Raw genomic sequence first — 25,454 nt, 5'->3', positions numbered from 1 at the left:
ACTTTAAAAAGGAAAACACCATGTTGGAAATTAGAAATCTACAAGCAAGCGTTGACAACAAACCGATCCTGCGCGGCCTCAATCTGACCGTGAAAGCCGGCGAAGTGCATGCCATCATGGGGCCGAATGGTTCCGGCAAAAGTACGCTGGCGCAAGTGCTGGCGGGACACGACAACTATAAGGTCACCGGTGGCGAAGTGCTCTATCAAGGCCACGATTTGCTGGCGCTGGCACCCGAAGAGCGGGCGCGGGAAGGCGTCTTCCTGGCGTTCCAGTATCCGGTGGAAATTCCCGGCGTGAGCAATGTCTATCTGCTGAAAGCTGCGCTCAACAATATCCGCAAGCATCGCGACTTGCCTGAACTCGACGCCATGGAATTCCTTGTCTTGATCAAGGAGAAAATGGCGCAGATGGATATGAGCAAGGAATTACTGTATCGCTCAGTCAATGAAGGCTTTTCCGGCGGTGAGAAAAAACGCAACGAAATCCTGCAAATGGCATTGCTGGAACCGAAACTGGCGATTCTTGACGAGACCGATTCCGGGCTCGACATCGATGCGCTGCAAATCGTGGCACGTGGCATCAATGCCTTGCGCAGCCCTGAACGCGCGATGATCATGGTGACCCATTACCAGCGTCTGCTGGATTACGTGGTGCCCGACTTTGTGCATGTTTTGTCGCAAGGAATCATCGTCAAGACCGGCGGCAAGGAACTGGCGCTCGAACTGGAGCAGCGCGGTTATGGATGGCTGGAAGAAGCGGCAACAGCTGCGGTAACTGCCGCAGCATCCGAGAATAGCGCGGTGGCATGATATGAATAGCAATAGCCCAGCCAGAGAACACACTCTCGCCGATTTCAAACGTATCGCAGCCGTTCTACCGGGCGCACAAGCGCCGTGGTTGACGAAGATACGCAGCGCAGCATTGGAGCGTTTTGCGCAAAACGGCTTTCCCACCCTCCACGACGAAGAATGGAAATACACCAGTGTCGCTGCCATCGAAAAACATGCTTTCCTAGCCTTGCCGGACGGCGGCAAACCCAATAACGCGACAGCCGCATTAGTCGAAAGCTTGGTACTGGACAGCGGCACCGGCCACTTGTTGGTTTTTCATAATGGCCGCCATGCACCTGCCCTGTCGGCACCGGGCCAACTGCCTGCGGGCGTAACACTGGGCAGTCTGGCCGATGCACTTGAAAAAACGCCGGACGCACTTGAACCGTATCTGAGCAATAACGAGCGTCAAACCGTATTTGGCGCGCTCAATACCGCCTTTATGGCCGATGGCGCTTATCTGCATCTGGCGCGCGGCGTGGTACTCGAACAGCCGGTGCATCTACTTTTCATCACAACCGAATCGGGCACTGCAGTGCCGTTTTCAATCCATCCGCGCAACCTGATCGTGGCCGAAGCAGGCGCGCAAGCGACGGTGATCGAACACTATGCCGGGCCGGATGGCGTGGTGTATTTCACCAATGCCGTGACGCAAATTTTTACTGCAGAAAATGCCGCAATCGAGCACTACAAACTGCAACAGGAAGCTGCGCAAGCGTTCCATGTCGCCGGCATTCACGCAGCGCAACAGCGCAACAGCCGGCTGGCGTCGCACTCGATCACGCTCGGCGCGGCACTGGCACGCAACGACATTACGACGGCATTCAATGCGCCGGGCAGCGAAGCTACGCTCAACGGCCTGTATCTGGTCGGCGGCAAGCAGCATGTGGATAACCACACCCGCATCGATCATCTCGAACCGGGTTGCACAAGCCATGAATATTATCGCGGCGTGCTGGATGGTCGTGCGCGTGCGGTGTTCAATGGCAAGGTAATCGTCCATCCCGGAGCGCAAAAGACCAACGCGCACCAGACCAACCACAATCTGTTGCTGTCCAGAGATGCGGAAATCGATACCAAACCGCAGCTGGAAATCTATGCCGACGACGTCCAATGTACGCACGGCGCAACCATTGGCCAGATTGACGAAACGCAGCTCTTTTATTTGCGTTCGCGCGGGGTGGAAGAAGCGATGGCAAGAGGCTTGCTGATCCACGCGTTCGCCCATGACGTGATCGAACGCATCCGGGTCGCATCGCTGCGCACCCGGATCGAACAAATCCTGCTCACCCGATTGCCGCAGGGTGATCGCATCAAGGAACTGACATGAAAATGGACACTGAAGTGCTCTCGCAACCAACATCGCATCCAGCCATAGCACAGCGCAGCGTGGCTGACTGGCGCCAGGATTTCCCCATCCTGCAAAGCACCCTAGCCGGCAAGCCGCTGGTCTATCTGGACAATGCCGCCACCACCCAAAAGCCGCAATCGGTAATCGATGCCGAAGTCGCTTTTTACAGCCGCAGCAACGCCAATGTGCATCGCGGCGTGCATACCCTCAGTCAGCGTGCCACCGACGACTATGAAGCGGGGCGCGACAAGGTGCGGCATTTCATCAACGCCGCCAGCAGCAAGGAAATCGTCTACGTACGCGGCACCACCGAAGCCATCAATCTGGTGGCGCAGAGTTACGCCCGGCCGCTTTTGACCAAAGACGACAACATCATCATCAGCGCGATGGAACACCACTCCAACATCGTGCCGTGGCAAATGGTGTGCGCCCAGACCGGCGCGGAACTCAGAGTGGTGCCGGTCAACGATGCCGGCGAATTCGAATTCGATGTCTTTGCCAAGCTGATCGGACCCGGCACCAAGCTAGTCGCCATCACCCATCTGTCGAACGCGCTGGGCAGCATACCGCCAGTCAAGCGGATCATCGATCTTGCACATTCGCATGGCGTGCCGGTGTTGCTGGACGGCGCGCAAGCGGTGTCGCATATCGGAGTCGATGTGGCGGCGCTGGATTGCGATTTTTATGCTTTTTCCGGACATAAGATTTTCGGGCCAACCGGCATCGGTGCGCTGTACGGCAAAGAAGCGCTGCTGGAAGCGATGCCGCCATACCAGGGCGGCGGCGACATGATCCGTTCGGTCACATTCGGCAAGACTGAGTACAACGACCTGCCTTACAAATTCGAAGCCGGCACACCGAATATCGCCGGCGCCATCGGACTTGGTGCGGCGCTCGATTATGTATCGGCCATCGGCATCGACGCCATCGCGCAGCACGAACACGATTTGCTCGAATACGCAACCGGCCTGGTGTCCAAAATACCGGGCCTGCGCATCATCGGCACCGCGCAGCAAAAAGCCAGCATTCTGTCCTTCACGATGGAAGGCATACATCCGCACGACATCGGCACCATTCTGGATCACGACGGTGTTGCGATTCGCGCCGGTCACCATTGCGCGATGCCGGTCATGCAGCGTTTCGGCCTTGCCGGCACCGCACGCGCTTCGTTTGCGTTCTACAACACGCGCCAGGAAGTCGATGCGTTAGTGGCATCGCTGCACAAGGTACAGGAGATGTTTCAACCATGAACGACCTGCGAGAGTTGTACCAGGAAGTGATCTTCGATCACTACCGCAAGCCGCGCAACTGCGGCGTCTTGGACTGCGCCAGTCACCAGGCTGACGGCTATAACCCGCTGTGCGGCGATCAGGTAACGGTCTATCTGAAAGTGGAAAACGGCGTGATTGAAGAGCTCAGCTTCAAAGGCACCGGCTGCGCGATTTCTACCGCTTCCGCGTCCTTGATGACGGAAGCGTTGAAGGGCAAGAAAATCGCCGAAGTCGAGCACCTGTTCAACGATTTTCACCAGATGGTCACGGCGTCTGACGAATCGGTACCACGCCCTGATCTGGGCAAGCTCGAAGCGCTGGCTGGCGTGCATGAATTTCCAGCCCGCGTGAAATGCGCAACGCTGGCCTGGCACACGCTGCAAGCCGCGTTGAAAAATCAGGCAACACCAGCTAAAACGGAGTAAGAAAATGAATCCCGACACATCATTCCTGGCAGCTGACAACGACCCCAACCTTGCCAGCGATGCGCTAAGAGAAAATCTGATCACCATGCTGCGCACCATTTACGACCCTGAAATCCCCGTCAATATTTACGATCTGGGGCTGATTTACAACATCGAAATCGCGCCCGATGGTGAAGTTGAAATCGAAATGACGCTCACCGCGCCGGCCTGCCCGGTAGCCGGCACTTTCCCTGCCACCGTCGAGGAGCGCCTGTCCGAAGTGCCGGGCGTAAACGGCGTGCACGTAGAACTGGTGTGGGAACCGGCCTGGAACATGGATTCGATGAGCGACGAAGTGAAGCTGGAATTAGGTTTGTTTTAAGTTAAAAATCCACTGTCCACGAAAGTCACGAAAAGCACGAAAATGCACTTGATCTTTTTTCGTGTCTTTCGTGTTTTTCGTGGATAACGCCTTTTCACTCAAAGGAACTGTCATGTCGAACTGGTTTGATGTCGCACCCGCAAGCGAATTCCCGGCGGGAGACTGGCGTTCAATTGATCTCGATGGTACCCAGGTTGCCGTATTCAACCTTAATGGCGAGTATTACGCGATCGAAGATGTCTGCACCCACGACGGCGGCATCCTGACCGGCGGCACTGTGGAAGGCGAGGAAATTGTCTGCCCGCGCCACGGCGCTCGCTTTTCGATCAAAACCGGCAAGGTTTTGTCGCCACCGGCGTATGAAGATGTCAGCCGATTTCCCGTGCAAGTAGAGTCCGGCATGGTGCAAGTGCGGGATATACGTTGGGATTGATGCGGTTATTTTCGGGCGGAAACCGCGTTGGCAACAAGTTTCTGTCTATTTAATATACATGGTTATGTATTTTTGTATACCGCAATGTATATATGCGGCAATTGCATTGTTTTAATGCATACCCCTACAAAAAACGTAAAAACGAAGTAGTTCCTGTAGGAGCGGACCACTTCGCTCTTGATTGGTATGCCGGCTGAACAGTTGCACTGCCATTAAACGGCAGCGCTAAACGTCACCAGCCGAGGATCGTCGATCATTTCCAGGATGTGCCGCACCCGCTCTTGCCACAGGTTTGCAAATTCGCGCTGTTCCTGCTCTTCGGCTGCGCCGCCCAGCACCTTTTGCATCAGCCGCATCACCGCAGGCTTTGATGCCACGATTTCGGGGTGATAACTGACCGTGACGCTGGCGCCGGTATCGGTTCTCTGGAATCGTATTTCGCCGTCCAGTGCAACATCGAAAAAGAGCAGATCGCGGCGGTCGAATCGTCCTGCAATACCCTTGAAACCGCTATCGCTGGTGGCTCCGGTAATCAGGCCAACCACATTCGCCATTACGCCCGTCACGCCGCTCTGAAGCGCATTGCGGAAATCGACCCTGATGCCGCCCCGTTGCGGCAGCTTATCGTCATACAAATGGGCAAGTGCCTTTAACGTCATCAAATAGGCACCCGCCACCGTAGGACAGGAATGGCCGGCCAGCTTGACCGCATCGGCGTAGGAATATTCGATCACGCCGTCTTCGGCCGCCCCGAGCAATTCGGAAAGCGGATCGTATACGGTGATTTTTCTGGCTTCATCAAAAAAGGCTGGATAGTGCATGGAGTGCTCCTGAATATACAATTTTTATGCATCTTGAAATATTAATGATTGGCACTTGTCACGCAACACGCTGCAAGCGCGCCAGCGGCCGAGTTGGCATATGCAACTGAGGCAACTGAGGCAACTGAGCAGGATGCGCCGGACTGTGCTGAACGATCTGTTGCAAACCCGACATCACTGCCAAATTAGCGGTTTCCATCGCAGCAAGAGCATCCAGCGCTTGCGCGAAATCGCCGGCGTAATAGCAGGTCACCGCGCGCCGTGCCTGTTCATGGACTGCCTTGTGTGGTGCCTCGATTTGGCGATAGCCGGCATTTTTGGAAAATTGCGATTTACCTTCTCCTGCGTACCAGGTACCGAGGCGGCACTCGGTGTGACCCGGCAAATCTTCCGGCGCGACTTGCGACAAGCCCATGAAGACCTTATAGACTTCCAGCTTGATGGTCAGTTCTTCTATGTTGGCCAGTTCGATATTGCTGAGTACGGCCGAGGATTCAATCGCGATTTCCATCTTGTGCGACAGTTCCAGCAGGCGCTGCATGCCATGCATGGCGGCCTCGCTTTCGCTGCTAAAGCGGCTGGCGTCTTGGGCACCGGCTTCCATCACGGTTTTCGCCGCGCTGGATTCATCCTGAATGGTGCCCACCAGCGTGGAAATTTCCGCGGTGGCTATTGTGGTGCGCCCCGCCAGTTTGCGCACTTCGTCGGCCACCACCGCAAAACCCCTACCATGCTCGCCTGCCCGCACCGCTTCAATCGCGGCATTGATTGCCAGTAAATTGGTCTGAGCTGCGATTTCGCGGATGGTCTGAACAATCCCGCTGATTTGCCCGGCGCGCAAATTCAAGCCATCCACATTGACCGATGCATCGTTGATACGATCAAACATTTGGGATAGATTTCCGGAAATTTTTTGCAATGCCTGGCGATTCGAATCCGACTCCGATGCCGCTTGCAAGGCCGATTGTTTTTCTTCGTTCAAGGTCAGTGCCAAGCCCTGGAACGATTGACGAATCCCCTGTAGCGATACGCCAAAATTCGACAAGCTGGAAAATACGCCCTCTGCCACGTTCTGCCGGGCTTTGGCTTGTTCCAGCTGCGTCTGCAACAGTTGGTTCTGCGCAATCAACGTTTTGTTTTGCAACAGCGCATCAGACAATGCGCGTTTTATCTTTCCGTCAAACATGGTGGTGAGCCTTTTTTCTTCCGCAAGTAACTGCTTACAGGATAATTACCTGCCAGTGGTTTTTATATGGAACTGATATGGTGCTAATTATTAAAATTATGTCGCCAGACAACATTGTGTATTGCCTGGATACATTAATAGACAATGGTGTTCAACGCGAAAACGAAAAGTAATAACAGATAGGCGGCGCAGGCGACGATGGAAAATTGCGCTAAAAACCAAAAGAGCGAGTGCCGCGGCGACTCGCTCTTTTTGGTCGTCAGAATGGATTTGGCCAGTTTATCCAGTCATGCTGCTTTGCCAGTCAATTCCGGCAGGCAACCGCTGCACCAGGCTTAACCGCCGCAACTGCCGCAGCAACTGCCGTTTTCGCCGTGCGCTGATTTTTTGGTGCTGAGTGCATAACCAGCTTGTGTCAATACATTTTGCAACTCTTGCGAAGAAGTGACTTCTTCGTCAAATTGAACGTTGACTTCGCTGTTTTCGAGTACCACTACTACGCCGCTTACGCCTTTGACGCTCTGCAGTTTACGGATCACGCTGTCAGCGCAATCTTGGGTTGTCGTTCCGGCAAGTTTCAGGGTTTCGGATCGCATCATATTTCCTTTTATAGGTGTGATAGAACAATGAGAAAAACATATTCTCTAATTTCTTCAGCGTTATTGTGACATAACAATCATATTAAATACATCTTTAAATTGCACCATGCTGCAAAAATTCGATTACGAATTCTGTTAATTTACAAGCGCATGGCAAATAAGCTAATCTATGTTTGCTAGCGCGCAAAACTATATTTTTTTCCGATAGTAATGTTGCTCAACAGTGTAGTAAATAAATGGCCGTGAAATAGTTCAAGGCTTATGAAAATCGTCACACAGTGAATGCAGTTAAGCAGGCCGAAGTGGTAGAGCATGGAAGTAGCAATAAATCTCGATGTCGATTAAAAAGCATCTATTATTTATTCTCGAAAGGAAACTTGATCATGAAAATATCCCAACGCATCCCAACTTACCTGCTTGCTTTTACACTGGTTGCCCTGGCAGGCTGCGCATCAACGGCAAAACAGGAAGGAACTGGCGAATATGTGGATGACACCGTCATCACGACTAAAGTAAAAGCGGCGATTTTCAACGAGCCCACCTTGAAATCGGCAGAAATCAATGTCGAGACTTTCAAGGGCGTAGTTCAGTTGGGCGGCTTTGTTACTTCGCAGGCAGACATCAACAAAGCGGCCCAAATTACACGGGGTGTGAAAGGTGTCAGATCGGTTAAAAATGATATGCGTATTAAGTAACAATCTGATAGCCGATTAACCGGGCCGGCATTGCTTTGTAGTACAAAATCAATGCCGGCCCGGTTTTGGTTTGAGTACCCGATTTTGGTTTAATTATCGATTTTGGTTTAATTACCATTAACTGTTTTCAGTTTTAAAACACTCGAATATATAAATTGGAACTCTTCTCGCGTTTTTTTGCCTCATGTAATTTTTCAGATTTACACCCTATCCAGATGAAACCGTTATGCAATGAATCCAATAGATACTAAATTGGCAGTACCCGTTGATCTTAATGATCCCGCTGATCTGACAATAACTGAAAGCCCCATCCCCGAAGATGCAGCAAAAAAAGCAATAGAAGCCCCTTCCGATTACCCTCGCCTATCCAATCATCTAGATGCGCGTGGACTTTCCATTGTTATTCTAGCAACGTTGGCGTTTGTGTTTACCCTGCAGTGGGCACAGAAATTTTTTATTCCTTTGCTGTTCGGCATCTTTATTGCGTACACACTCAATCCATTTGTCAGCTGGTTATCCCGGCTGAAAATTCCCCGCTTCTTTGGCACCTGCATCGTAATGCTCACGATACTGAGCGGAGCTGCCATAGCGACCAATACATTGCAAGAAGAATTCCAATCGATATTGAATGAATTGCCAGCGTCAACGCAAAAAATATCGCGGGCACTGAAAAAAATACAAGGCAGCCGGCCCAGCACGATGCAACAAATGCAGGCAGCGGCAATCGAGTTTCAAAAGGCCACCGGTCAGGCAACCGACACGCGATCCGCTGCCAAAAAAATGGCTGGCCCCGAGCAACCGGCATTCAAGGTAAGCGACTGGCTCTGGGCGGGTTCGCTGAGTGCTGCCGAGTTCGTCGGTCAGGCCGCAATCGTCATTTTTCTGGTATTTTTTCTTCTATTGTCCGGCGACACTTTTAAACGCAAGCTGGTCAAGTTATCCGGGCCATCGATGGCCCGGAAAAAGATCGCGGTACACATACTGGACAACATCAATACCTCGGTTCAAAACTACATGTCGATGCTGTTGGTAACCAATGTGCTATTGGGAGTAGTTACGTGGATTGCATTGCGCTGGATCGGCCTTGAAAATGCGGGTGCATGGGCAGTTGCTGCAGGTTTTCTGCACATCATCCCGTATTTTGGCCCATTGCTGATTACGGTCGCGACCGGAGTGAGCGCATTCATGCAATTTGCATCGTTCTCGATGGTGCTGCTGGTCTCGGGCACATCGCTGGCAATTGCCACCGTTGTCGGCACTTTCGTGACGACCTGGATGACTGGGAGAATCGCGAAAATGAATACCGCCGCAGTCTTTATCGGACTGCTGTTCTGGGGTTGGCTGTGGGGTATTTGGGGCATGCTGCTCGGCATCCCGATCATCGTTATAGTAAAAGTCATCTCCGAGCATATTGAAGGATTGCAGCCGGTTGCAGAATTGCTGGGAGAGTGAATTTTCTGTTTAAATTTGCTGTTTTCACAAGAAAAATCGGTCCACGAAAAGCACGAAAGACACGAAAAAACAACTAAAAATCATGTTGTGAATCCTTTTCATGATTTTCGTGCTTTTTGTGTCTTTCGTGAACAGCAACATCAGCTTCCCGATGATTTCCAACCCTTATTCATGACCTGCCTTCTGTGCCTGCGCCCGAATGGTGGACAGCGTCAGCGTCGGGGTAATCACTTCCGGCGACAGGCGAATTTCTATCACTGCCGGCAAGCCGCTGGTCTGCGCCTGTTCGAATGCGGGCATGAAGTCGGCAGTTTTTTCAACCACCGCACCAAAGGCCCCGAAAGAGCGGGCGAAAGCAGCGAAATCCGGATTGGTCAGGGTGGTGCCATGCACGCGGGCCGGATATTCACGCTCCTGATGCATCCGGATGGTGCCGTAGATGCCGTTATTGACGACGATGAAAATCACCGGCAACTGGTATTGCATCGCGGTGGCCAGTTCTGAACTGCTCATCATGAAGCAACCGTCGCCGGCAAACGCCACCACGGTACGTTGCGGATACAGCGATTTGGCAGCAATCGCGGCCGGTACGCCGTAACCCATCGCGCCGGAAGTCGGCGCCAGTTGCGATTTGAAATGGCGAAACCGGTGAAAGCGATGCACCCAGGTCGCATAATTACCCGCGCCATTGCAAATAATTGCGTCCGCCGGCAAATGATCGCGCAGATACAGCATGATCTCGCCCATTTGCACCGGGCCATCAACCTGCGGCGGGGTACTCCAGGTCAGATAATCGGCGTGGGCTGTCGCAGCCTGGTCCTGCCAGACTGGCGCTGCGACTGGGGTTAAGTGTGGAATGAAGTCAGCCACCGCAGCAGCAAATTCCGGCATGCCGGAATTGATCGGCAGGGTCGCTGCATACACGCTGCCAAGCTCTTCGGCGCCGGCATGTACATGCACCAATTGCTGTTTTGGCACCGGAATATCAAACAGGCTGTAACCGCTGGTGGTCATTTCGCCCAAGCGCGGGCCGATTGCCAGCACCAGATCGGCATTTTTGACGCGCTGCGCCAGCTTCGGGTTGATGCCGATGCCGACATCGCCGGCATACAGCGCATGCGTATTGTCGAACAAATCCTGAAACCGGAACGCGCACGCCACCGGCAATTGCCAGGCTTCGGCGAAGCGGCGCAGATCGGCGCAAGCTTGCGACGTCCAGCCGCTGCCGCCGAGAATCGCCAACGGGCGTTTGGCCTGTGCCAGCAAGCCGGACAATTGCTGTAGTGCGGCTGGCGTCGGCGCTGCAGCGACGCGCTGAAACCTGGGCGCAGCGGGCGCGCAGACCTGATCGCGCAACATGTCTTCCGGCAGCGCCAGCACTACCGGACCGGGCCGGCCGGAGACCGCGGTATGAAAAGCGCGGCTCAGATATTCGGGAATCCGTCTGGCGTCGTCGATTTGCGCCACCCATTTGGTCATCTGACCGAACATGCGGCGATAGTCGATTTCCTGAAATGCCTCGCGATCCATGCAATCGCGCGCAACTTGGCCGACGAACATGATCAGCGGGGTCGAATCCTGATACGCGGTGTGAATGCCGATTGCAGCATTGGTAGCGCCCGGGCCGCGCGTAACCATCACAATCCCAGGTGTGCTGGTCAGCTTGCCATAGGCTTCTGCCATATTGGACGCGCCGCTTTCGTGGCGGCACACCCGCAGGGCGATCTGCTCGCGCACGTCATACAAGGCATTGAGTACGTCCAGATAACTTTCGCCCGGCACGCAAAACACTTGCCGCACGCCATGCGTAATCAAGCTATCGACAAGGACTTTTCCACCGCTACCGGTGTGAATCAGATCAGTATGCATTTTTGCCTCGAAATCAAGTACAACAAATGGGGAGCGAGTTCAACAGCGATTTGTCTTCAGCGTGATTGGAAAATCAGGCCAGACAGAGTGTTGGTCGCATGGTTTGCGCTTGAGTATATGCAATGAGCCAGTTATTTTCAAAATCAAAAATAACCATGACATCATTACTTATGCTCATGCAAACATGTGCGTCATGACGAAAAGGAGGGCCAGGTAAAGCGCGAAAAAACAGCACGTAGGATGGGTGCAACCCATCGCATCTAGAACTTCCAAGATGGGTTGCACCCATCCTACGGCCCGATAAAAAATACTGGATATTGTATTTTTAGTATGCGCAATAAATATATGCGGATAATGGCATTAAAATTGCCATACTCCCTATTATTATATTCTTTGGATGGCTTGCCCTGTTCGTGCTTTTCGTGTGTTTCGTGTGTTTCGTGGACACACCTGCTGCGCCATCAATCGTCCTGCAACTCACTCACAATCCAATCGCGGAATTTGATTACGGCCGGCTTGCCGGCATTTTTTTCGGGATAAGTCAGATAGTAGGATTGCGCGCTTTTGACTGCAAACGGAAATGGCACCAGCAACTGTTCCAGGCGGATTTCGGTTTCAACCAGAAATTTCGGCATCAAGGCAACGCCCAATCCGGCCACCGCTGCCTGAATCACCATCGACAATTGTTCAAAGCGCGGCCCAAACAACGCATTGGGGCAATCAACGCCGACATGGTCGAACCAGTCGCGCCAGGCTTGCGGGCGCGTGGTGTGCTGTAACAACGTCATGCGGGTCAGATCGGCAACGCTGCTCACTTGTTTGCTTAAAGCCCGGCTGCAGACCGGCACCATTTCCTCGCCCATCAGACGCACCATCACTGCGCCGGGCCAGTCCGGCGCCCCAAAGTGAATCGCAGCGTCAACCTGGCGCTGGCTGAAATCAAACGGCAGTACTTCGGTGCTGAGATTGAGAAGTACATCGGGATGCGCAGCGGTGAATTTTGGCAGCCGTGGAATCAGCCACTTGATGCCGAAAGTCGGCAGGATTGCCAGCTTGAGCACGCCAATCGCATTATTGTGGGTCATGGCCTGAAAGGTCGCCATTTCGATCTGTTGCAGAATCGCCGACACCTGCAGCGCATATTCGCGCCCGGCTTCGGTCAATACCAGCCGGCGTTGAATCCGCTCGAACAACTTGGTGCCGAGATACTCTTCCAGTATTGCCGCCTGGCGGCTGACCGCACCTTGGGTCAGGTGCAGTTCATGTGCCGCCTGGGTAAAAGACAGATAACGCGCTGCCGTTTCAAAAGCAATCAAACAGGATGTGGAGGGAATGAATCTGCGCATGACTATGCCGCCGTACCCATGTCTGAGCCGAAATCGATCATGTGTTCAGATCAAATACCGCCATCGATTCCACATGCGCGGTATGCGGAAACATGTTGACTACGCCGGCGTATTTCAGCGTGTAGCCGCCTTCCTGCACCAGCAGTCCGGCGTCCCGGGCCAGGGTTGACGGACTGCAAGATACATATACGATGCGCTTGGGCATCATGTCCGGATGACTGTGCCGCAGGCCGACCAGTGCCTTGCATACGGCGATTGCGCCATCGCGTGGTGGGTCGATCAAAAGACGATCAAATTTACCCAAGGCAATAAAATCTTGCGTGGTCGCTTCAAACAGGTTGCGGCATAAAAACTGCGTTTTCTGCGCCAGACCATTCGCTTGCGCATTCTCCAGCGCACGCTCGGTTAAGGCTGTGCTGCCTTCAATGCCGATCACTTCCCGCGCCTGGGTTGCAATCGGCAGCGTGAAATTGCCCAGGCCGCAAAACAGGTCAGCCACACGATCCAAGGCTTGCGCATCCAGCAGGCGCAGTGCACGCGCCACCATGACGCGGTTGATCTGGTGATTTACCTGGGTAAAGTCGGTCGGCTTGAAAGGCATCTTCACGCCAAACTCGGGTAGAGAATAATGTAGCGTCGTATTCTTGGGATAAAACGGCACCGCACTCTCCGGTCCATTGGGCTGCAACCACCATTGCACTGCATGCGCATCGGCAAAAGCTTTCAGCTTGGTTTCGTCCGTTGCGGTGAGCGGCGCCATGATGCGCAACACCATCGCTGTTACATCCTCGGTTACTGCCAGCTCAATTTGCGGCAACTGGCGCACGATCGAAAGCGTTGCAATCAAATGGCGCAGCGGCACCAGCATCTTCGATACATGCGGCGGCAAAATTTCGCAGGTTTCCATGTCAGTGATGTAGCGCGATTTTTTCTCGTGAAACCCCACCAGTACGCCACCCTTTTTGGGAACGCAATTGACGGACAGGCGCGCCCGATAGCGGTAACCCCAGGTCGGGCCGTAAATTGGCCGCAGCATGGTTTCTGCCCGAATCCGTCCGATATGCCACAAATTATCTTCCAGCACGCGCTGCTTGACCGCCACCTGTGCCGAAGGCTCCAGATGCTGTATTGCGCAACCGCCGCACAGTCCGAAATAATCGCACTTCGGTTTGAGCCGCAACGCCGACTCCCGATGAACGGCGATCATGGTGGCGGCTTCCCAGTGCGCCTTCTTGCGATAGGTTTGATAACTGACACGCTCGCCCGGCAATGCGCCCTCCACGAAGACCACTTTACCGACGCTGCCGTCTGCATTCTGGAGGTGACCGACGCCGCGGCCATCCATGTCCAGGGACTCGATTTCAATCATGTTAAGCGACATAGGAATACATAAAGTTACGGATGCGACCTCAATCCGATATTGAAAAAATTTGCTGCGGGGAGATACACCATGCGACGTTACTGCAAAGACAAATACATTTGAATGCGAAAATTCCGCTTAAAGCCCTACAGCAAAGAATCCCTTCCTACTCCTCGGGCAGCCAGCGAACGCTTCAATTTGTATAGCGCTTCCTGCTGAATTTGCCGGATGCGTTCACGCGTTACACCCATTTCTTCTGCCAGCGTTTCCAGCGTAGCCGGAGAATCGTTATCCAGACCGAAACGGCGCGCAATCACCATACGTTGCTTGTTCGATAATTTATGCAGCCATTCCCGCACCAGCATCGTCATTTCAAGTTGCTCGGCACGCATGTCCGGCGCATCGTCGGTATCGCTGGGCAGCAGATCCATCAAACTCGATTGCGGGTCGCCATCCAAAGGAGCATCCAGCGAAGCGGCATGTTCGGAGAGAGCAAGGATATCCTGCACTTCTTCCACCGTCCGGTCGATCAGGTGCGCAATGTCATCGACTGTTGCCTCTTTGCCGTCCTGATGTTGCGCTTCCAGATGATATTTCGCCCGCAGAGCCTGGTTCAATTCGCGCACCATATGCACCGGCAAGCGCACGGTACGAGCCTGGTTCATGATCGCCCGCTCTATGTTCTGGCGTATCCACCAAGTGGCGTAAGTCGAAAAACGAAAACCGCGTTCAGGCTCGAACTTGTCGATCGCACGCATCAATCCAAGGTTGCCTTCTTCGATCATGTCCAGCAATACGACGCCGCGATGGATGTAATGCTTCGCGATTGAAACCACCAGGCGCAGATTGTGTTCGATCATCTTCTGTCGCGCCTCGAAATCCCCCTGTTTGGCCAGTGTCGAGAAATGCAGTTCTTCGCTCGCCGTCAGTAATGGGCGGGTTCCGATCTGGTTCAGATAATGCTGCGTGGTATCGGTAGAAAGCTCTGCCACCAGCACAATTTTCAGATCATCCGAACTAGCCAGTAAGGCTACCGTCTCGACCGCATCCTGGTTTTCGCTATCGTCGCTATCGCCACCATCGTTGACTGGCTCGCCATATTCCGCAACCGCACCATCGAATGGCGTATCGGGGATGTCCTCAGCCTCGTCATCCTGATTGTTATTCTGCGGGTGCGGCGGCTTGTTCATCATGGATGGTTATCTGCTCGGCAAGAATTTGGATGGATCGACAGGCTTTCCCTGCTGCCGAATCTCGAAGTGGAGCTTGACTGCGTCCGTATCGGTATTGCCCATTTCAGCGATTACCTGACCCTTGTTGACGCTCTGACCTTCCTTGACTGTAATGGTTTTATTGTGGGCATAGGCTGACAACAGATTGTTGGTGTGCTTGACGATGACCAGATTGCCGTAACCGCGAATTCCGCTGCCGGCGTACATCACCTTGCCTGATCCGGCGGCAATCACATGTTGTCCCAGTTTGCCGGTAATATCGATGCCTTTGTTCTTGCCCTCTTCAAAGCGAGCAATGACTTTACCTTGTGCCGGCCAGATCCAGCCGATTCCATCGTCGGCTGCATCAGCCGTTTTGGCTAGTTCCACTTTCGCCGGGGGCGTAGCGGTGGCAGTGGCGGATGTTACCGGCACCTTTGCCGCTGCAATGGCGGCAGCAGCTTCCGGCTTTTGCAATTCGGTCAGCGCGCTTTCCGAATAGGGGCGCTTGTCGCCACGGGGAGCTGATTTATTGCTGGCACCGCCAGATGCTGCCACTGGGGCCGATAACGCGCGCACTTCAACCCCGGAACTGGCGATACTGCCGGTTTGCGCAGCTCCCGCTGCCGCATCGGGTGGCAGAATGCGCAAGACTTGATCAACCTGGATATCGTTCGGATTGGCCAGATTGTTCCAAGCCACAATATCGCGATAGGCCTGCCCCTGATCCAATGCAATGCGATACAGGGTGTCACCTTTTCTAACGGTGTAATACCCGGGGCCGGCAGGGGTTTGCGACCTGGCCAGCTCAACCGCTCGGGTTCCCGCTGCGTGGTCGGTCACAGGTGCCGAATGACGTGGTGTGCTGCACGCGGCCAATAGACCAAGCAGTGCTGCTGACAAACTTAAGCGTATTTTATTCATTCTCTCATTATGTTGATATGGCGCTGCAGCGCATGTCATAGCTGCAGTTTTCATGCCGTTCCTGGACGGAGGGGGACGAAATAGCATTGTTCCAAAGTCACCCTGCTCCACTCCGATTTGCTGATACGCTCGACTAATTGCAATTGCTGCTGCTGGGCGCCTATCGGCGCTACCAAGCGTCCACCCAAGGACAGTTGCTCCAGCAATATGTGCGGTACTTCCAGACCGGCCGCAGCCAGAATGATGCCATCAAACGGTGCTGCTTGCGGCAGTCCAAGCATACCATCTCCGTAATGTAGCCGGATATTGGCGATGCGCATTGGGCGCAGGTTGGTTTTGGCCAGTTCATGCAACGGTTTGATCCGCTCGATCGAAAAAACTTCCTTCGCCACCCGCGACAATACCGATGCCTGATAACCGCAACCGGTGCCGATTTCAAGCACACGATTCAGGGTGCGGCCATTACACAGTATTTCCAGCATCCGCGCCACGATATACGGTTGCGAGATGGTCTGTTGGTACCCGATAGGAATCGAAGCATCCACATACGCCTGACCCGAAAAACCGGGCTCCATGAAGAGATGGCGCGGTACCGCCTCCATTGCCGTTAGTACGGCCGTGTTCGTAATGCCCTGCTTGACCAGTCGTGCCACCATCGCACGCCGCAATGCATCCGGCACCAGCGGGGCGTGTGCGCCAGCCGTCAAATTGCCTGGTGCCGGCTTCGATGCCACAGCGATTGGCGTCATCTGGCTGGCTTGGCGCTGGCTATGCTGTGCACTGTTTTTAGTGGCAGTTTGCGGCGTGGCAATTGGATGAGCAGAAGAAGACGCACCATACGATGACTTGAACGGCTTTTGCGCAAGAGCAGACAGCGAAAGCGGAAACCGCTTGGCTTTGTCGGTCATAGCAACCCTTTCTTGAGCGCTTCTAATTGCATGGTATGGGTCAAATCAATCTGCAAAGGGGTCACTGACACGTGTCCTTTCGCTACCGCGTCAAAATCGGTGCCTTCGCCCGCATCCTTGGCCGCGCCTACCGGGCCAATCCAGAATATCTCACGCCCAGACGGGTCATGCGCCCTGATCACCGATTCCGATTGGTGGCGCTTACCTAGTCGGGTGGCGAGCAGCGGTTTAAGTTCATGGTAGGGCCGATTCGGAATATTGACATTGAGCAAATATGGCTTTGGCAATGCATCAAATTGTTTCTCGACGATCTCGCGCGCCACGCGTGCCGCTGCTTCCAGCTGTTCCCAGCCTTTTTGCACCTGCGAAAAGGCAATCGACGGAATACCGAACAGAAAGCCCTCGGTAGCTGCTGCCACAGTGCCGGAATACAGCGTGTCATCGCCCATGTTTTGGCCCTGATTGATGCCGGACACCACCAGATCGGGTTTATACGACAATACGCCGGTAAGCGCCACATGGACGCAGTCCGATGGCGTGCCATTGACGAAATAAAAGCCGTTCTCGGCGCGAAACACCGATAGTGGCCGATCCAGCGTCAGCGAATTGGACGAGCCTGAACGATTGCTGTCGGGCGCCACCACCACGATTTCGGCAATCGGCGCCAGCGCATTAGCCAGCGCGATGATGCCTGGCGCCAGGTAGCCATCGTCATTACTGATAAGGATTCTCATGTGGCAATTTTACCTGATGGACCATCCTGAATTTGCATCTGATATGAGGTCTCGCAAAATTTACGGCATAATCACAAAATATCACGACCGTTCTATTTTATATAACATCCGAGGAGACTAAATGAAAGCTACCGTCTGTCATGCATGGGGACTGCCCGACACGCTCAAACTTGAAGATATGCCGGATCTGCTGCCCGCTGCAGGCCAGGTCGTCATTGCGGTCAAGGCGGCCGCCGTAAATTTCCCTGATGTCCTGATTATCCAGGGCAAATACCAATACAAACCAGAGTTGCCGTTTACCCCCGGCAGTGAACTGGCCGGAACCGTATGCGCGGTCGGTGCCGGCGTCTCCCGCTACCAGGTGGGCGACCGGGTGATTGCCTTCGTCGCCCAGGGTGCGTTTGCAGAACAAGTCGCGGTGCCGGCACACGCAGTAATACCGATGCCGGCAGACATGGATTTCGACACTGCCGCTGCCATCAGCCTGACTTACGGCACTTCACATCATGCAATAGTGGACCGTGCGCAGTTGCGGGCCGGAGAAACCATGCTGGTATTGGGCGCCGCCGGCGGTGTCGGACTGGCTGCGATCGAAATCGGCAAGGCGCTCGGCGCGCGCGTGATCGCCGCCGCATCCACCGATGAAAAACTGGCGGTCTGCACCGCCCACGGGGCTGACGCCACCATCAATTACAGCACGCAAGACTTGCGCCAAGCCATCAAGGCGGCAACCGAGGGCAAAGGGCCGGATGTGATTTACGATCCGGTCGGCGGCATATATGCCGAACCGGCTTTCCGCTCGATCGGCTGGCGCGGCCGCTACCTGGTGGTTGGTTTTGCCAACGGCGAAATCCCGAGCCTGCCGCTCAATCTCGCCTTGCTCAAGGGCGCGTCGCTGGTGGGCGTGTTCTGGGGCGAGTTTGTCAAACGCGAGCCAAAAGCGAACCTGGCTGCGATGCAGCAATTGCTGGGCTGGTTGGCCGATGGCACGATTCGCCCGCATATCTCGGCGCGCTACGCGCTGGCAGACACCGCCGCCGCGCTCAATGCAATGGCTTCGCGCAAGGTAACCGGCAAGGTGTTGATCAAGCCGTAAGTTGGAGACATGGTCCACGAAAAGCACGAAAAAACCTCAAAGGCTTGTGTCATGTGGCTTGTTCGTGTTTTTCGTGCTTTTGTAGATAGTGCGTCGGGTAAATATATTAAATTCAGGGGTATATTTTAATCCGCAATAAATACATGCGGTAAATGATATGTAATTCAACATACTCCTATTGCCATTAATCCTGCCACAAACCCGCCGTTCAGTCGATTTCAGCCAGAGTCTGATGCACGAACGCGCTCAGGATCAGGCGCTCATTGGCGGTTAGGTCAACAAATTCAAAGCCGTGGTTATACGTGCCGCCACTCTCGCTCTGCGCCACTGAGCGCAATGCAATTTTCAGGTTCAGCAGTGCATCCTGCTCGGCCGCATGAATCTTGAAGGCGATCCGCCCCACTGCGCCTTTGACGCCGATCGCCTGCCTGGCCGTGCCCGAGGTTCCACCCACGCTCAAATCGGTCAAAGTGGTAGCAATATTGCGCGCCGGTTGTCCGATGATGACAGCGGCGATGATCTTGACCTGCGCCCGTGAACCCTTACGGATTACTGCGCCGCGCACTTGCTGCGGATACGATAGATGCAGGTACGGGTATGGCGCATGCACCGATTTGAGGGCTGTTGCAGCAAAGGCGTAGGCTTTCTTGCCGGAAAATGAGCGCACCACAAAAGCTTGTCCGTTTTGGATAAAGCCGAATTTGCCATCCAGAGTGGGCGCAGTGACCAATACCGATTGATTCTTGACGAAGCCGATCAAGCGTACGGTGTAGCGAATCGCTGGATTGTCGTGCGACTGCAGATGCAGCGTCTCGCCCACCTGCCAGCGCAGTGCGTCCATCGCGACCGTGCTTTCGGAACCGACATCCTGCTTGATTTCCGCCAGTGGTTCGCGCTCATTTTGCTTTGCGCTGGAATTCTTGGCGACGACACTGTGCGGCCTGTCCCAGTGCGCATTACGAAAAAAACCGCTCTCAATCAGGCCATCCAGCTGATTTTGCGATTCTATGATAAAACCGGATGCCAGCAACAGCTTGCCGCCGGTATCATAAACCGACCACGGCAGCGGCCTGCCCAGAGCAATATCGGTGGCAAGGACCGGGGCCAGAGAAGAGAATTTGCGCATTTATAAACCTTCAGTTACAGCCATCGGGGCAACTCAAGCCGCCCCACCAAAATCCACAGATGAAATAAATACTACTATCCAGTAAATAAATTACCGCCTATTTTACAAGCGGAAAACCATTAATTACTGCACATACTCCTACAAATATTCTATTTTTCCGGCGAATTAAAAAATGCTTGCGCGACGCTCAATTCCCGGGTGCGCTTGAACGGTGGCAAGCTTTGCCAGATACGCTTGCCATACGGTTTTGAAATCAGGCGCGGATCGCAGATCATCAGCACGCCGCGATCGGCCTCGTCGCGGATCAGACGGCCGGCGCCCTGTTTCAGCGTGATGATGGCTTCCGGCAACTGGTGATGCATGAAGCCATTCAAGCCTTTCTTTTCCATCACTTCGATACGGGCTGCAAGCACCGGGTCATCCGGCGGCGCAAACGGCAATTTGTCGATGATCACCAGCGACAATGCCTCGCCGCGCACGTCGACGCCTTCCCAGAAACTCTGGCTGCCGATCAGCACCGCATTGCCCGCCGCACGAAAACGCTCCAGCAACTCGGTGCGCCCGGCCTCGCCTTGCACCAGCAGCGGGAACGGCAGTTGCCGTTTTTCAAACTCAGTGCGCAAGCGCTCGGCCGCGCGATTCACGGCCCGGATGGTGGTGCACAACAGGAAACTGCGCCCGCCGGCAGCCTCGATCAGCGGCAACGCGGCATCGACGACCGCATCGGTGTAATCCGGCGAATTCGGCAGCGGCATGTGATTCGGTACGTACAGCAAACCTTGCTGGGCATAATCGAACGGGCTCGGCCAGGTTTGCGCCGGCGCATTCCACAAGCCCATTTGCGATGCGTAATGGTTGAAATCGTTCTTTACCGCCAGCGTGGCCGAGGTGAAAATCCAGGCCCGCGGCACGCCTTCGCGCTGCTTGTTGAAAATCGGCGCAATCGAGAGCGGCGTGCGGTGCAATTGCAGGGATGAAGAATACGCTTCCACCCACAGCACGCATTCCTGGCCTTCGCCGGATTTGTCATCGGCATTAATGGCTGGCGCAGCCTGCGGGGTATTCCATTGATCGAGCCGGGCACCGAGTTCAATCGCACGGGTGCGGCATTGCTCGATGGTGTCGGCCCGTTCGGCCTGGCTTTCCAGGGTTTCGATCATCGCGCGGAACTCCTTGCGCAAGGTCTCCAGCGCCGGGAAAAATGCCGAGGATGCTGCGATCTGGCTCACCGACAGTCGCAAGAAATCCTGCGAAAATGCCAACCGCAAATCGCGTGCGGCGCGCTCCACCCGCATCACGACCTTGGCCCATTCGGCACCGTCGCGGGCGTGCGACAAGCCTTCGGCCAGCACGTCGCGACACAATTCCAGCACTTGCGAAGTCGATATGGTTTCGCCGAAAAACAGGGTTGCGGTGTCCGGCAGTTGATGCGCTTCGTCAAAGATGATGGTGTTGGCCGAAGGTAGCAACTCCGCCACGCCGGTATCCTTGAGCGCGACATCGGCAAAGAACAGGTGGTGATTGACCACCACCACATCGGCCTGCTGCGCTTCCTTGCGCGCCTTCATGACGAAGCAATCCTGGTAATACTGGCATTCCGCGCCCATGCAGGTGTCGCGGGTGGATGTCACCAGGTTCCAGATCAGCGCGGTTTCAGGCACCTCCGCCAGTTCCGCCTTGTCGCCCGAGGTGGTGGTTTTTATGAAGCGCGAAATGGCACGCAAATAACCAACGTCATCACGCGATGTCAGGCGGCCGTTCTCCAGCGTGCGCTCCAGATGATAATGACAGACGTAATTGGCACGCCCCTTGAGCAGCGCCACCGACACCGGCACATTGAGCGCGCGGCGCACGGTCGGAATATCGCGCAGAAACAGCTGATCCTGCAGATTCTTGGTGCCGGTCGAGACGATCACCTTGCCGCCCCACAGCAGCGCCGGCACCAGATAGGCAAAGGTCTTGCCGGTGCCGGTGCCGGCTTCGGCGATCAGGGTGCTCTGGCCGGCAATCGCGTCTGCAATCGCTTTCGCCATTTCAGTCTGCGACAAGCGCGCCCGAAAGCCGCTGACCACTTCCCCCAGGCGTCCGGCGGGGCCGAAAAGCTGATCGATATCGGCATCATGCATGCCCTGGTGTTGCGATGCGGAAGAGTCTTCAGTCAAGATAGCTAACGAGAATAAGGGGAAGGACCAGAAATAACGGTCGTCAATCAGGCCGGAACATCGGGGATAAGCTGCATTTTCAGCAGGGTGACATAATCTTTCAATTGCAGTTTGCGCTTCTTCAAGCGCCGCAGTTGCAGCTCATCCGGGCGCCCGCTCAAGATAAGCGCATCGATTACCGTATCCAGATCACGGTGCTCGACTTCCAGTTCAATGATGCGACGCTGGGTAAGTTCTGGAATTGGTGTAGTCATGTGGTGGCATCCAACTAAAAAATTTGCAAATTGATCCGACAGTCATCATTGCATAACCGGCTTGCAATACAGTAGTATTAACGTCTTTTTGGTCACGACACTGTGTGACTTTGTGCGGGGCTGCTGCGGTTCGGCAGACTTTCTCGCGCTACGTTTGTCGCTCCAAGGCAATTCAGGCTGACAGTTTAATCCACCGGGACGTATGCGCCAATACAAGTTAGAAGCAGGTACCGGGCAACACATCGGCGACCGTCATGAACAGCAAGATCGGGTCGCCCTGTTTGCCGCCCCCAAAGCCCCCGGCACCATGTTGGCGGTGCTGGCGGACGGGATGGGCGGACGTACCGGCGGCGCGCTGGCGGCGGAGCAAATCATCAACTCGGCGCAACAGTTATTCAACGAATTCTCACCTGGACTGGAAACGGTTGAAGCCCTGCTGGGCAGAATCGTGCATGAAGCCCACAGCATCATCAAACTGAGCAGCTTCTCATCCGAAAAAGAACCGCACAGCACCATGGTCGCGCTGGTCATCAGCCCGGACCAGCGGGCCGTCTGGGCCCATGTCGGCGATTCGCGCCTGTATCTTTTTGAAGGGCCAAACTGCATCCACTGCACGGTTGACCACTCGTATGTGGAAAGACTGGTCAGCGAAGGCAAGCTAAGCCGGCAGGAAGCAAAAAATCATCCGCTCTCCAACGTATTGACCAATGCGCTGGGTTCCCACAAGAGCGAACCCACCATCACCTTCGGACAACACGATAGGCTGCACGCCGGAATCGCATTTCTGCTCTGTAGCGACGGTTTGTGGCATTATTTTTCGGAGCTCGAAATGGGTGCGGCAATCGCCATGAATACGCCCCGCAACGGGTCCGAAATGCTGATCCGCAAAGCCCGGGAGCGGGCCAACGGTAGCGGCGACAACTGCAGTATGGCAATCGTCAAACTGGTCCACCCAGAAAAAATTATCCGGCCAGCCAGCTTAAGCTAATCATCCTGGACCCCGGCTTGGGTATTGCTAATGCGAATCTAGCGGTGGCGGCAAGCTTTCTGTTGCCACGGTGGGCGGCACCGCTGGTGGTTGAACTTTACGATTGCGATCTTTTTCGGCCTTCCTGGCGGCGAGGTCGCGCTGATGCGCTTGCGCCTCCCTGATCTTTTTGTCGTAAGCGGCAACATTGGCCGCGCGTTTTTGCGCATCGGCTGCAACCTCCGTCTGCATGCGTGTCTGCCGGGCCTGATGGTCGGCGCGGCGCTGCCCGGCATCTTGCGCATGAAGTTGTTCGTTTTGCACGTGCTGTCTGTCTTTTTCTGTATTACGCGCCTGTTTTTGTGCAATTTCTTGTGCTTTTTGCTGAGCATTTTTCTCGATCTGGACCGCTTCCACCGCCTTTTCCCGGCGCCTGTCGATCAATGCCCGATCCCTGTCGGCGACCCGCATGCGCCGTATTACCGTTTCCGCTTCAATCTGTACCAAACGGACCGGTTCCAGCGCAGCGCGGCGGCGTTCTTGCGCCTTGCCCCGGCAGGCGCTGACAAAAAACACGCCGCCGCAGGCCTGCTCATCCTGTCCATATTGCAGCTCGATGCGGGCGTTTTCGCTGGCCGCCTGTTGCTGCGCAGCCTCAGCCGCCTCGACTGTCGCAATTGAACCGGGCGGGTATCGTGCAGACAACATTGCGCCAGCATCCTGAGCCATAGCGCAGTGGAAAAACAGGGCCAGCAGGCCGCCTGCCAACCCTCGTAAAAGAAGCCTGCTTTTGTGAATAGGCAGCATGCGATATACGTTTAAAAGACAATTCATAGCGGATTACACCAGCCCTGTCAAAGTATCGCGTCGCTCGGACTGCATATACTCGCGCGATTGCATCTCGATGATGCGGGAAACGGTGCGGTGAAATTCATTGGCCAGCATGCCTTCCGTGTAAAGTTCTTCAGGTTCGACCTCGGACGACATGATCAGCTTTATTTTATTGTCATAAAACACGTCGATGAGCCAGGTAAAGCGCCGCGCCTCCGACGACATCGAGGCTGAAAGACACGGTATGCCAGACAGGATGATAGTGTGAAAACGGCTGGAAATCTCCAGATAATCGTTTTGCGAACGCGGCCCGCCGCACAAGGTCGCAAAATCAAACCACGCTACGCCGCCGGCGCGACGCAAAGCCTTGATCTCACGCGTTTCGATACGAATGCATGGATCTTCATCGGCGATATCGGCGATGCCGGCATAGGCCTCGCGCAGCGCGTGATCGGCCGCAGCACCCAGAGGAGTATGGTAAGACGCCACCTGTTCCATCGCGCGCTTGCGATAATCCAGGCCGGCGTCAACGTTCATCACATCCATGTTGTGCTTGATCAAGGCAATGGTAGGCAACATCCGGTCGCGATGCAGACCGTCCGGATAGAGCGTATCCGGCGCGTAGTTGGAGGTCATGACGAACGACACGCCATTCTCAAACAGTGCCCGCATCAGGTTATACAGAATCATGGCATCGGCGATATCGGACACATGAAACTCGTCGAAACAGATCAGTCGGTATTTTTTGGCGATACGGCGCGCCACTTCGTCCAGCGGGTTGGCCACGCCCTTGAATTCATCCAGCTGGCGATGCACGTCACGCATGAATTCATGAAAATGCACCCGCGTCTTGCGCACCACCGGCACCACCGAATAAAAGCTATCCATCAAGAACGATTTGCCACGTCCGACGCCGCCCCACATATATAGCCCGCGCGGCATCAGAGGCCGATTGATCAAGCGCTTGAACTTGCTGGAACGCTGCGACTTGAACGCAACCCATTCGTCAAAACTTTGCTGCAGGCGCGCTACTGCGCGACGCTGGGCCTCATCCGATGTGAAGCCGCGCGCAGACAGCGCATGCTCGTAATACTGCTGGACATTCATTCGCATTCGCTTACTTCCATACGAGCGCCTTAGGATCAGGCGTGTTGTGATTTACTAAACTAGCCATAGGCCAGCCGACCAGCGCCAGTCGGCGCGGCCCTGATATGACGGAAAAGCTGGTGATAGTTGATA

General features: G+C 54.7%; 25 protein-coding genes. 10 read left to right on the top strand and 15 right to left on the bottom strand.

What is annotated here, in order from left to right:
• Window positions 1-20 precede the first annotated feature (20 nt).
• From sufC to KGFNPO_RS07705, 6 genes are all read left to right on the top strand, one after another.
• On the top strand, window positions 21-812 hold the full coding sequence (sufC, locus tag KGFNPO_RS07730; RefSeq protein ID WP_472634149.1) for a Fe-S cluster assembly ATPase SufC: 792 nt from the start codon (window positions 21-23) through the stop codon (window positions 810-812).
• Window position 813: 1 nt separating this feature from the next.
• Complete coding sequence (sufD, locus tag KGFNPO_RS07725; protein WP_472634148.1) at window positions 814-2,163, top strand: Fe-S cluster assembly protein SufD; 1,350 nt, start codon at window positions 814-816, stop codon at window positions 2,161-2,163.
• Between the two features lie 2 nt (window positions 2,164-2,165).
• On the top strand, window positions 2,166-3,434 hold the full coding sequence (locus KGFNPO_RS07720; RefSeq protein ID WP_472634417.1) for a SufS family cysteine desulfurase: 1,269 nt from the start codon (window positions 2,166-2,168) through the stop codon (window positions 3,432-3,434).
• On the top strand, window positions 3,431-3,880 hold the full coding sequence (gene sufU / locus KGFNPO_RS07715; protein ID WP_472634147.1) for a Fe-S cluster assembly sulfur transfer protein SufU: 450 nt from the start codon (window positions 3,431-3,433) through the stop codon (window positions 3,878-3,880). The genes KGFNPO_RS07720 and sufU overlap by 4 nt, the downstream gene beginning before the upstream one ends.
• Window positions 3,881-3,884: 4 nt before the next feature.
• The gene (locus tag KGFNPO_RS07710) at window positions 3,885-4,241 is read left to right on the top strand and encodes an SUF system Fe-S cluster assembly protein (RefSeq protein WP_472634145.1); all 357 of its coding nucleotides are present in this window, start codon (window positions 3,885-3,887) and stop codon (window positions 4,239-4,241) included.
• A gap of 112 nt (window positions 4,242-4,353) precedes the next feature.
• A complete protein-coding gene (locus KGFNPO_RS07705) occupies window positions 4,354-4,674 on the top strand; it encodes a non-heme iron oxygenase ferredoxin subunit (protein ID WP_472634143.1) in 321 nt (106 codons plus the stop codon).
• 212 nt (window positions 4,675-4,886) lie between these two features.
• On the opposite strand, the gene KGFNPO_RS07700 is transcribed toward KGFNPO_RS07705, so the two are convergent.
• From KGFNPO_RS07700 to KGFNPO_RS07690, 3 genes are all read right to left on the bottom strand, one after another.
• Window positions 4,887-5,495, bottom strand: a complete 609-nt coding sequence (locus KGFNPO_RS07700) for an FmdE family protein (protein ID WP_472634141.1) — start codon at window positions 5,493-5,495, stop codon at window positions 4,887-4,889.
• Between the two features lie 58 nt (window positions 5,496-5,553).
• Window positions 5,554-6,681 (bottom strand): methyl-accepting chemotaxis protein, encoded by a 1,128-nt coding sequence (locus KGFNPO_RS07695; RefSeq protein ID WP_472634139.1) that lies wholly within the window; start codon window positions 6,679-6,681, stop codon window positions 5,554-5,556.
• A gap of 335 nt (window positions 6,682-7,016) precedes the next feature.
• Window positions 7,017-7,277: a CCGSCS motif protein gene (locus KGFNPO_RS07690; protein ID WP_472634137.1), complete on the bottom strand. Its 261-nt coding sequence runs from the start codon at window positions 7,275-7,277 to the stop codon at window positions 7,017-7,019.
• Window positions 7,278-7,663: 386 nt separating this feature from the next.
• Between KGFNPO_RS07690 and KGFNPO_RS07685 the strand changes: the two genes are divergently transcribed.
• Both KGFNPO_RS07685 and KGFNPO_RS07680 read left to right on the top strand, forming a co-directional pair.
• A complete protein-coding gene (locus KGFNPO_RS07685) occupies window positions 7,664-7,975 on the top strand; it encodes a BON domain-containing protein (protein WP_472634135.1) in 312 nt (103 codons plus the stop codon).
• A 231-nt stretch (window positions 7,976-8,206) separates the two neighbouring features.
• Window positions 8,207-9,427 carry an AI-2E family transporter gene (locus tag KGFNPO_RS07680; RefSeq protein ID WP_472634133.1) on the top strand — a complete coding sequence of 407 codons (1,221 nt, stop codon included), beginning with the start codon at window positions 8,207-8,209 and terminating at the stop codon, window positions 9,425-9,427.
• Window positions 9,428-9,592: 165 nt separating this feature from the next.
• Here KGFNPO_RS07680 and KGFNPO_RS07675 read toward each other — a convergent pair whose 3' ends face one another.
• The 7 genes from KGFNPO_RS07675 to surE form a co-directional block, all read right to left on the bottom strand.
• Window positions 9,593-11,296, bottom strand: coding sequence for a thiamine pyrophosphate-binding protein (locus KGFNPO_RS07675; RefSeq protein WP_472634131.1), 1,704 nt, complete (start codon window positions 11,294-11,296; stop codon window positions 9,593-9,595).
• Window positions 11,297-11,757: 461 nt separating this feature from the next.
• Entirely contained in the window at window positions 11,758-12,642 is an 885-nt protein-coding gene (gene gcvA, locus KGFNPO_RS07670; protein WP_472634129.1) for a transcriptional regulator GcvA, read from the bottom strand.
• Between the two features lie 37 nt (window positions 12,643-12,679).
• Window positions 12,680-14,023, bottom strand: a complete 1,344-nt coding sequence (gene rlmD / locus KGFNPO_RS07665) for a 23S rRNA (uracil(1939)-C(5))-methyltransferase RlmD (protein WP_472634127.1) — start codon at window positions 14,021-14,023, stop codon at window positions 12,680-12,682.
• 125 nt (window positions 14,024-14,148) lie between these two features.
• Window positions 14,149-15,195 carry an RNA polymerase sigma factor RpoS gene (gene rpoS, locus KGFNPO_RS07660; protein WP_472634125.1) on the bottom strand — a complete coding sequence of 349 codons (1,047 nt, stop codon included), beginning with the start codon at window positions 15,193-15,195 and terminating at the stop codon, window positions 14,149-14,151.
• Between the two features lie 6 nt (window positions 15,196-15,201).
• The gene (locus KGFNPO_RS07655; RefSeq protein WP_472634123.1) at window positions 15,202-16,137 is read right to left on the bottom strand and encodes a peptidoglycan DD-metalloendopeptidase family protein; all 936 of its coding nucleotides are present in this window, start codon (window positions 16,135-16,137) and stop codon (window positions 15,202-15,204) included.
• Between the two features lie 50 nt (window positions 16,138-16,187).
• Window positions 16,188-17,045, bottom strand: a complete 858-nt coding sequence (locus tag KGFNPO_RS07650) for a protein-L-isoaspartate(D-aspartate) O-methyltransferase (protein ID WP_472634121.1) — start codon at window positions 17,043-17,045, stop codon at window positions 16,188-16,190.
• The gene (gene surE, locus KGFNPO_RS07645) at window positions 17,042-17,779 is read right to left on the bottom strand and encodes a 5'/3'-nucleotidase SurE (RefSeq protein WP_472634119.1); all 738 of its coding nucleotides are present in this window, start codon (window positions 17,777-17,779) and stop codon (window positions 17,042-17,044) included. Before surE ends, KGFNPO_RS07650 begins: the two co-directional genes overlap by 4 nt.
• 121 nt (window positions 17,780-17,900) lie before the next feature.
• Here surE and KGFNPO_RS07640 point away from each other — a divergent pair, with 121 nt between their 5' ends.
• Complete coding sequence (locus tag KGFNPO_RS07640; RefSeq protein ID WP_472634117.1) at window positions 17,901-18,875, top strand: NADPH:quinone oxidoreductase family protein; 975 nt, start codon at window positions 17,901-17,903, stop codon at window positions 18,873-18,875.
• Window positions 18,876-19,083: 208 nt separating this feature from the next.
• On the opposite strand, the gene KGFNPO_RS07635 is transcribed toward KGFNPO_RS07640, so the two are convergent.
• From KGFNPO_RS07635 to KGFNPO_RS07625, 3 genes are all read right to left on the bottom strand, one after another.
• Entirely contained in the window at window positions 19,084-20,001 is a 918-nt protein-coding gene (locus tag KGFNPO_RS07635; RefSeq protein ID WP_472634115.1) for a flagellar brake protein, read from the bottom strand.
• Between the two features lie 149 nt (window positions 20,002-20,150).
• Complete coding sequence (locus KGFNPO_RS07630) at window positions 20,151-22,127, bottom strand: ATP-dependent DNA helicase (protein ID WP_472634416.1); 1,977 nt, start codon at window positions 22,125-22,127, stop codon at window positions 20,151-20,153.
• A gap of 83 nt (window positions 22,128-22,210) precedes the next feature.
• Window positions 22,211-22,417, bottom strand: a complete 207-nt coding sequence (locus tag KGFNPO_RS07625; RefSeq protein ID WP_472615509.1) for a YdcH family protein — start codon at window positions 22,415-22,417, stop codon at window positions 22,211-22,213.
• 202 nt (window positions 22,418-22,619) lie between these two features.
• Between KGFNPO_RS07625 and KGFNPO_RS07620 the strand changes: the two genes are divergently transcribed.
• Entirely contained in the window at window positions 22,620-23,405 is a 786-nt protein-coding gene (locus KGFNPO_RS07620) for a PP2C family protein-serine/threonine phosphatase (protein ID WP_472634113.1), read from the top strand.
• A 27-nt stretch (window positions 23,406-23,432) separates the two neighbouring features.
• Here the strand turns inward: KGFNPO_RS07620 and KGFNPO_RS07615 are convergent, their stop codons facing one another.
• Both KGFNPO_RS07615 and zapE read right to left on the bottom strand, forming a co-directional pair.
• On the bottom strand, window positions 23,433-24,092 hold the full coding sequence (locus KGFNPO_RS07615) for a hypothetical protein (RefSeq protein ID WP_472634111.1): 660 nt from the start codon (window positions 24,090-24,092) through the stop codon (window positions 23,433-23,435).
• Between the two features lie 132 nt (window positions 24,093-24,224).
• A complete protein-coding gene (zapE, locus tag KGFNPO_RS07610) occupies window positions 24,225-25,322 on the bottom strand; it encodes a cell division protein ZapE (protein WP_472634415.1) in 1,098 nt (365 codons plus the stop codon).
• Between the last annotated feature and the right edge of the window lie 132 nt (window positions 25,323-25,454).

The sequence above is a fragment of the Gelidimonas diazotrophica genome, assembly GCF_055694025.1.
Note: the sequence above shows the minus strand (reverse complement) of the source record. Positions and strands in the feature narration are given on the sequence as shown.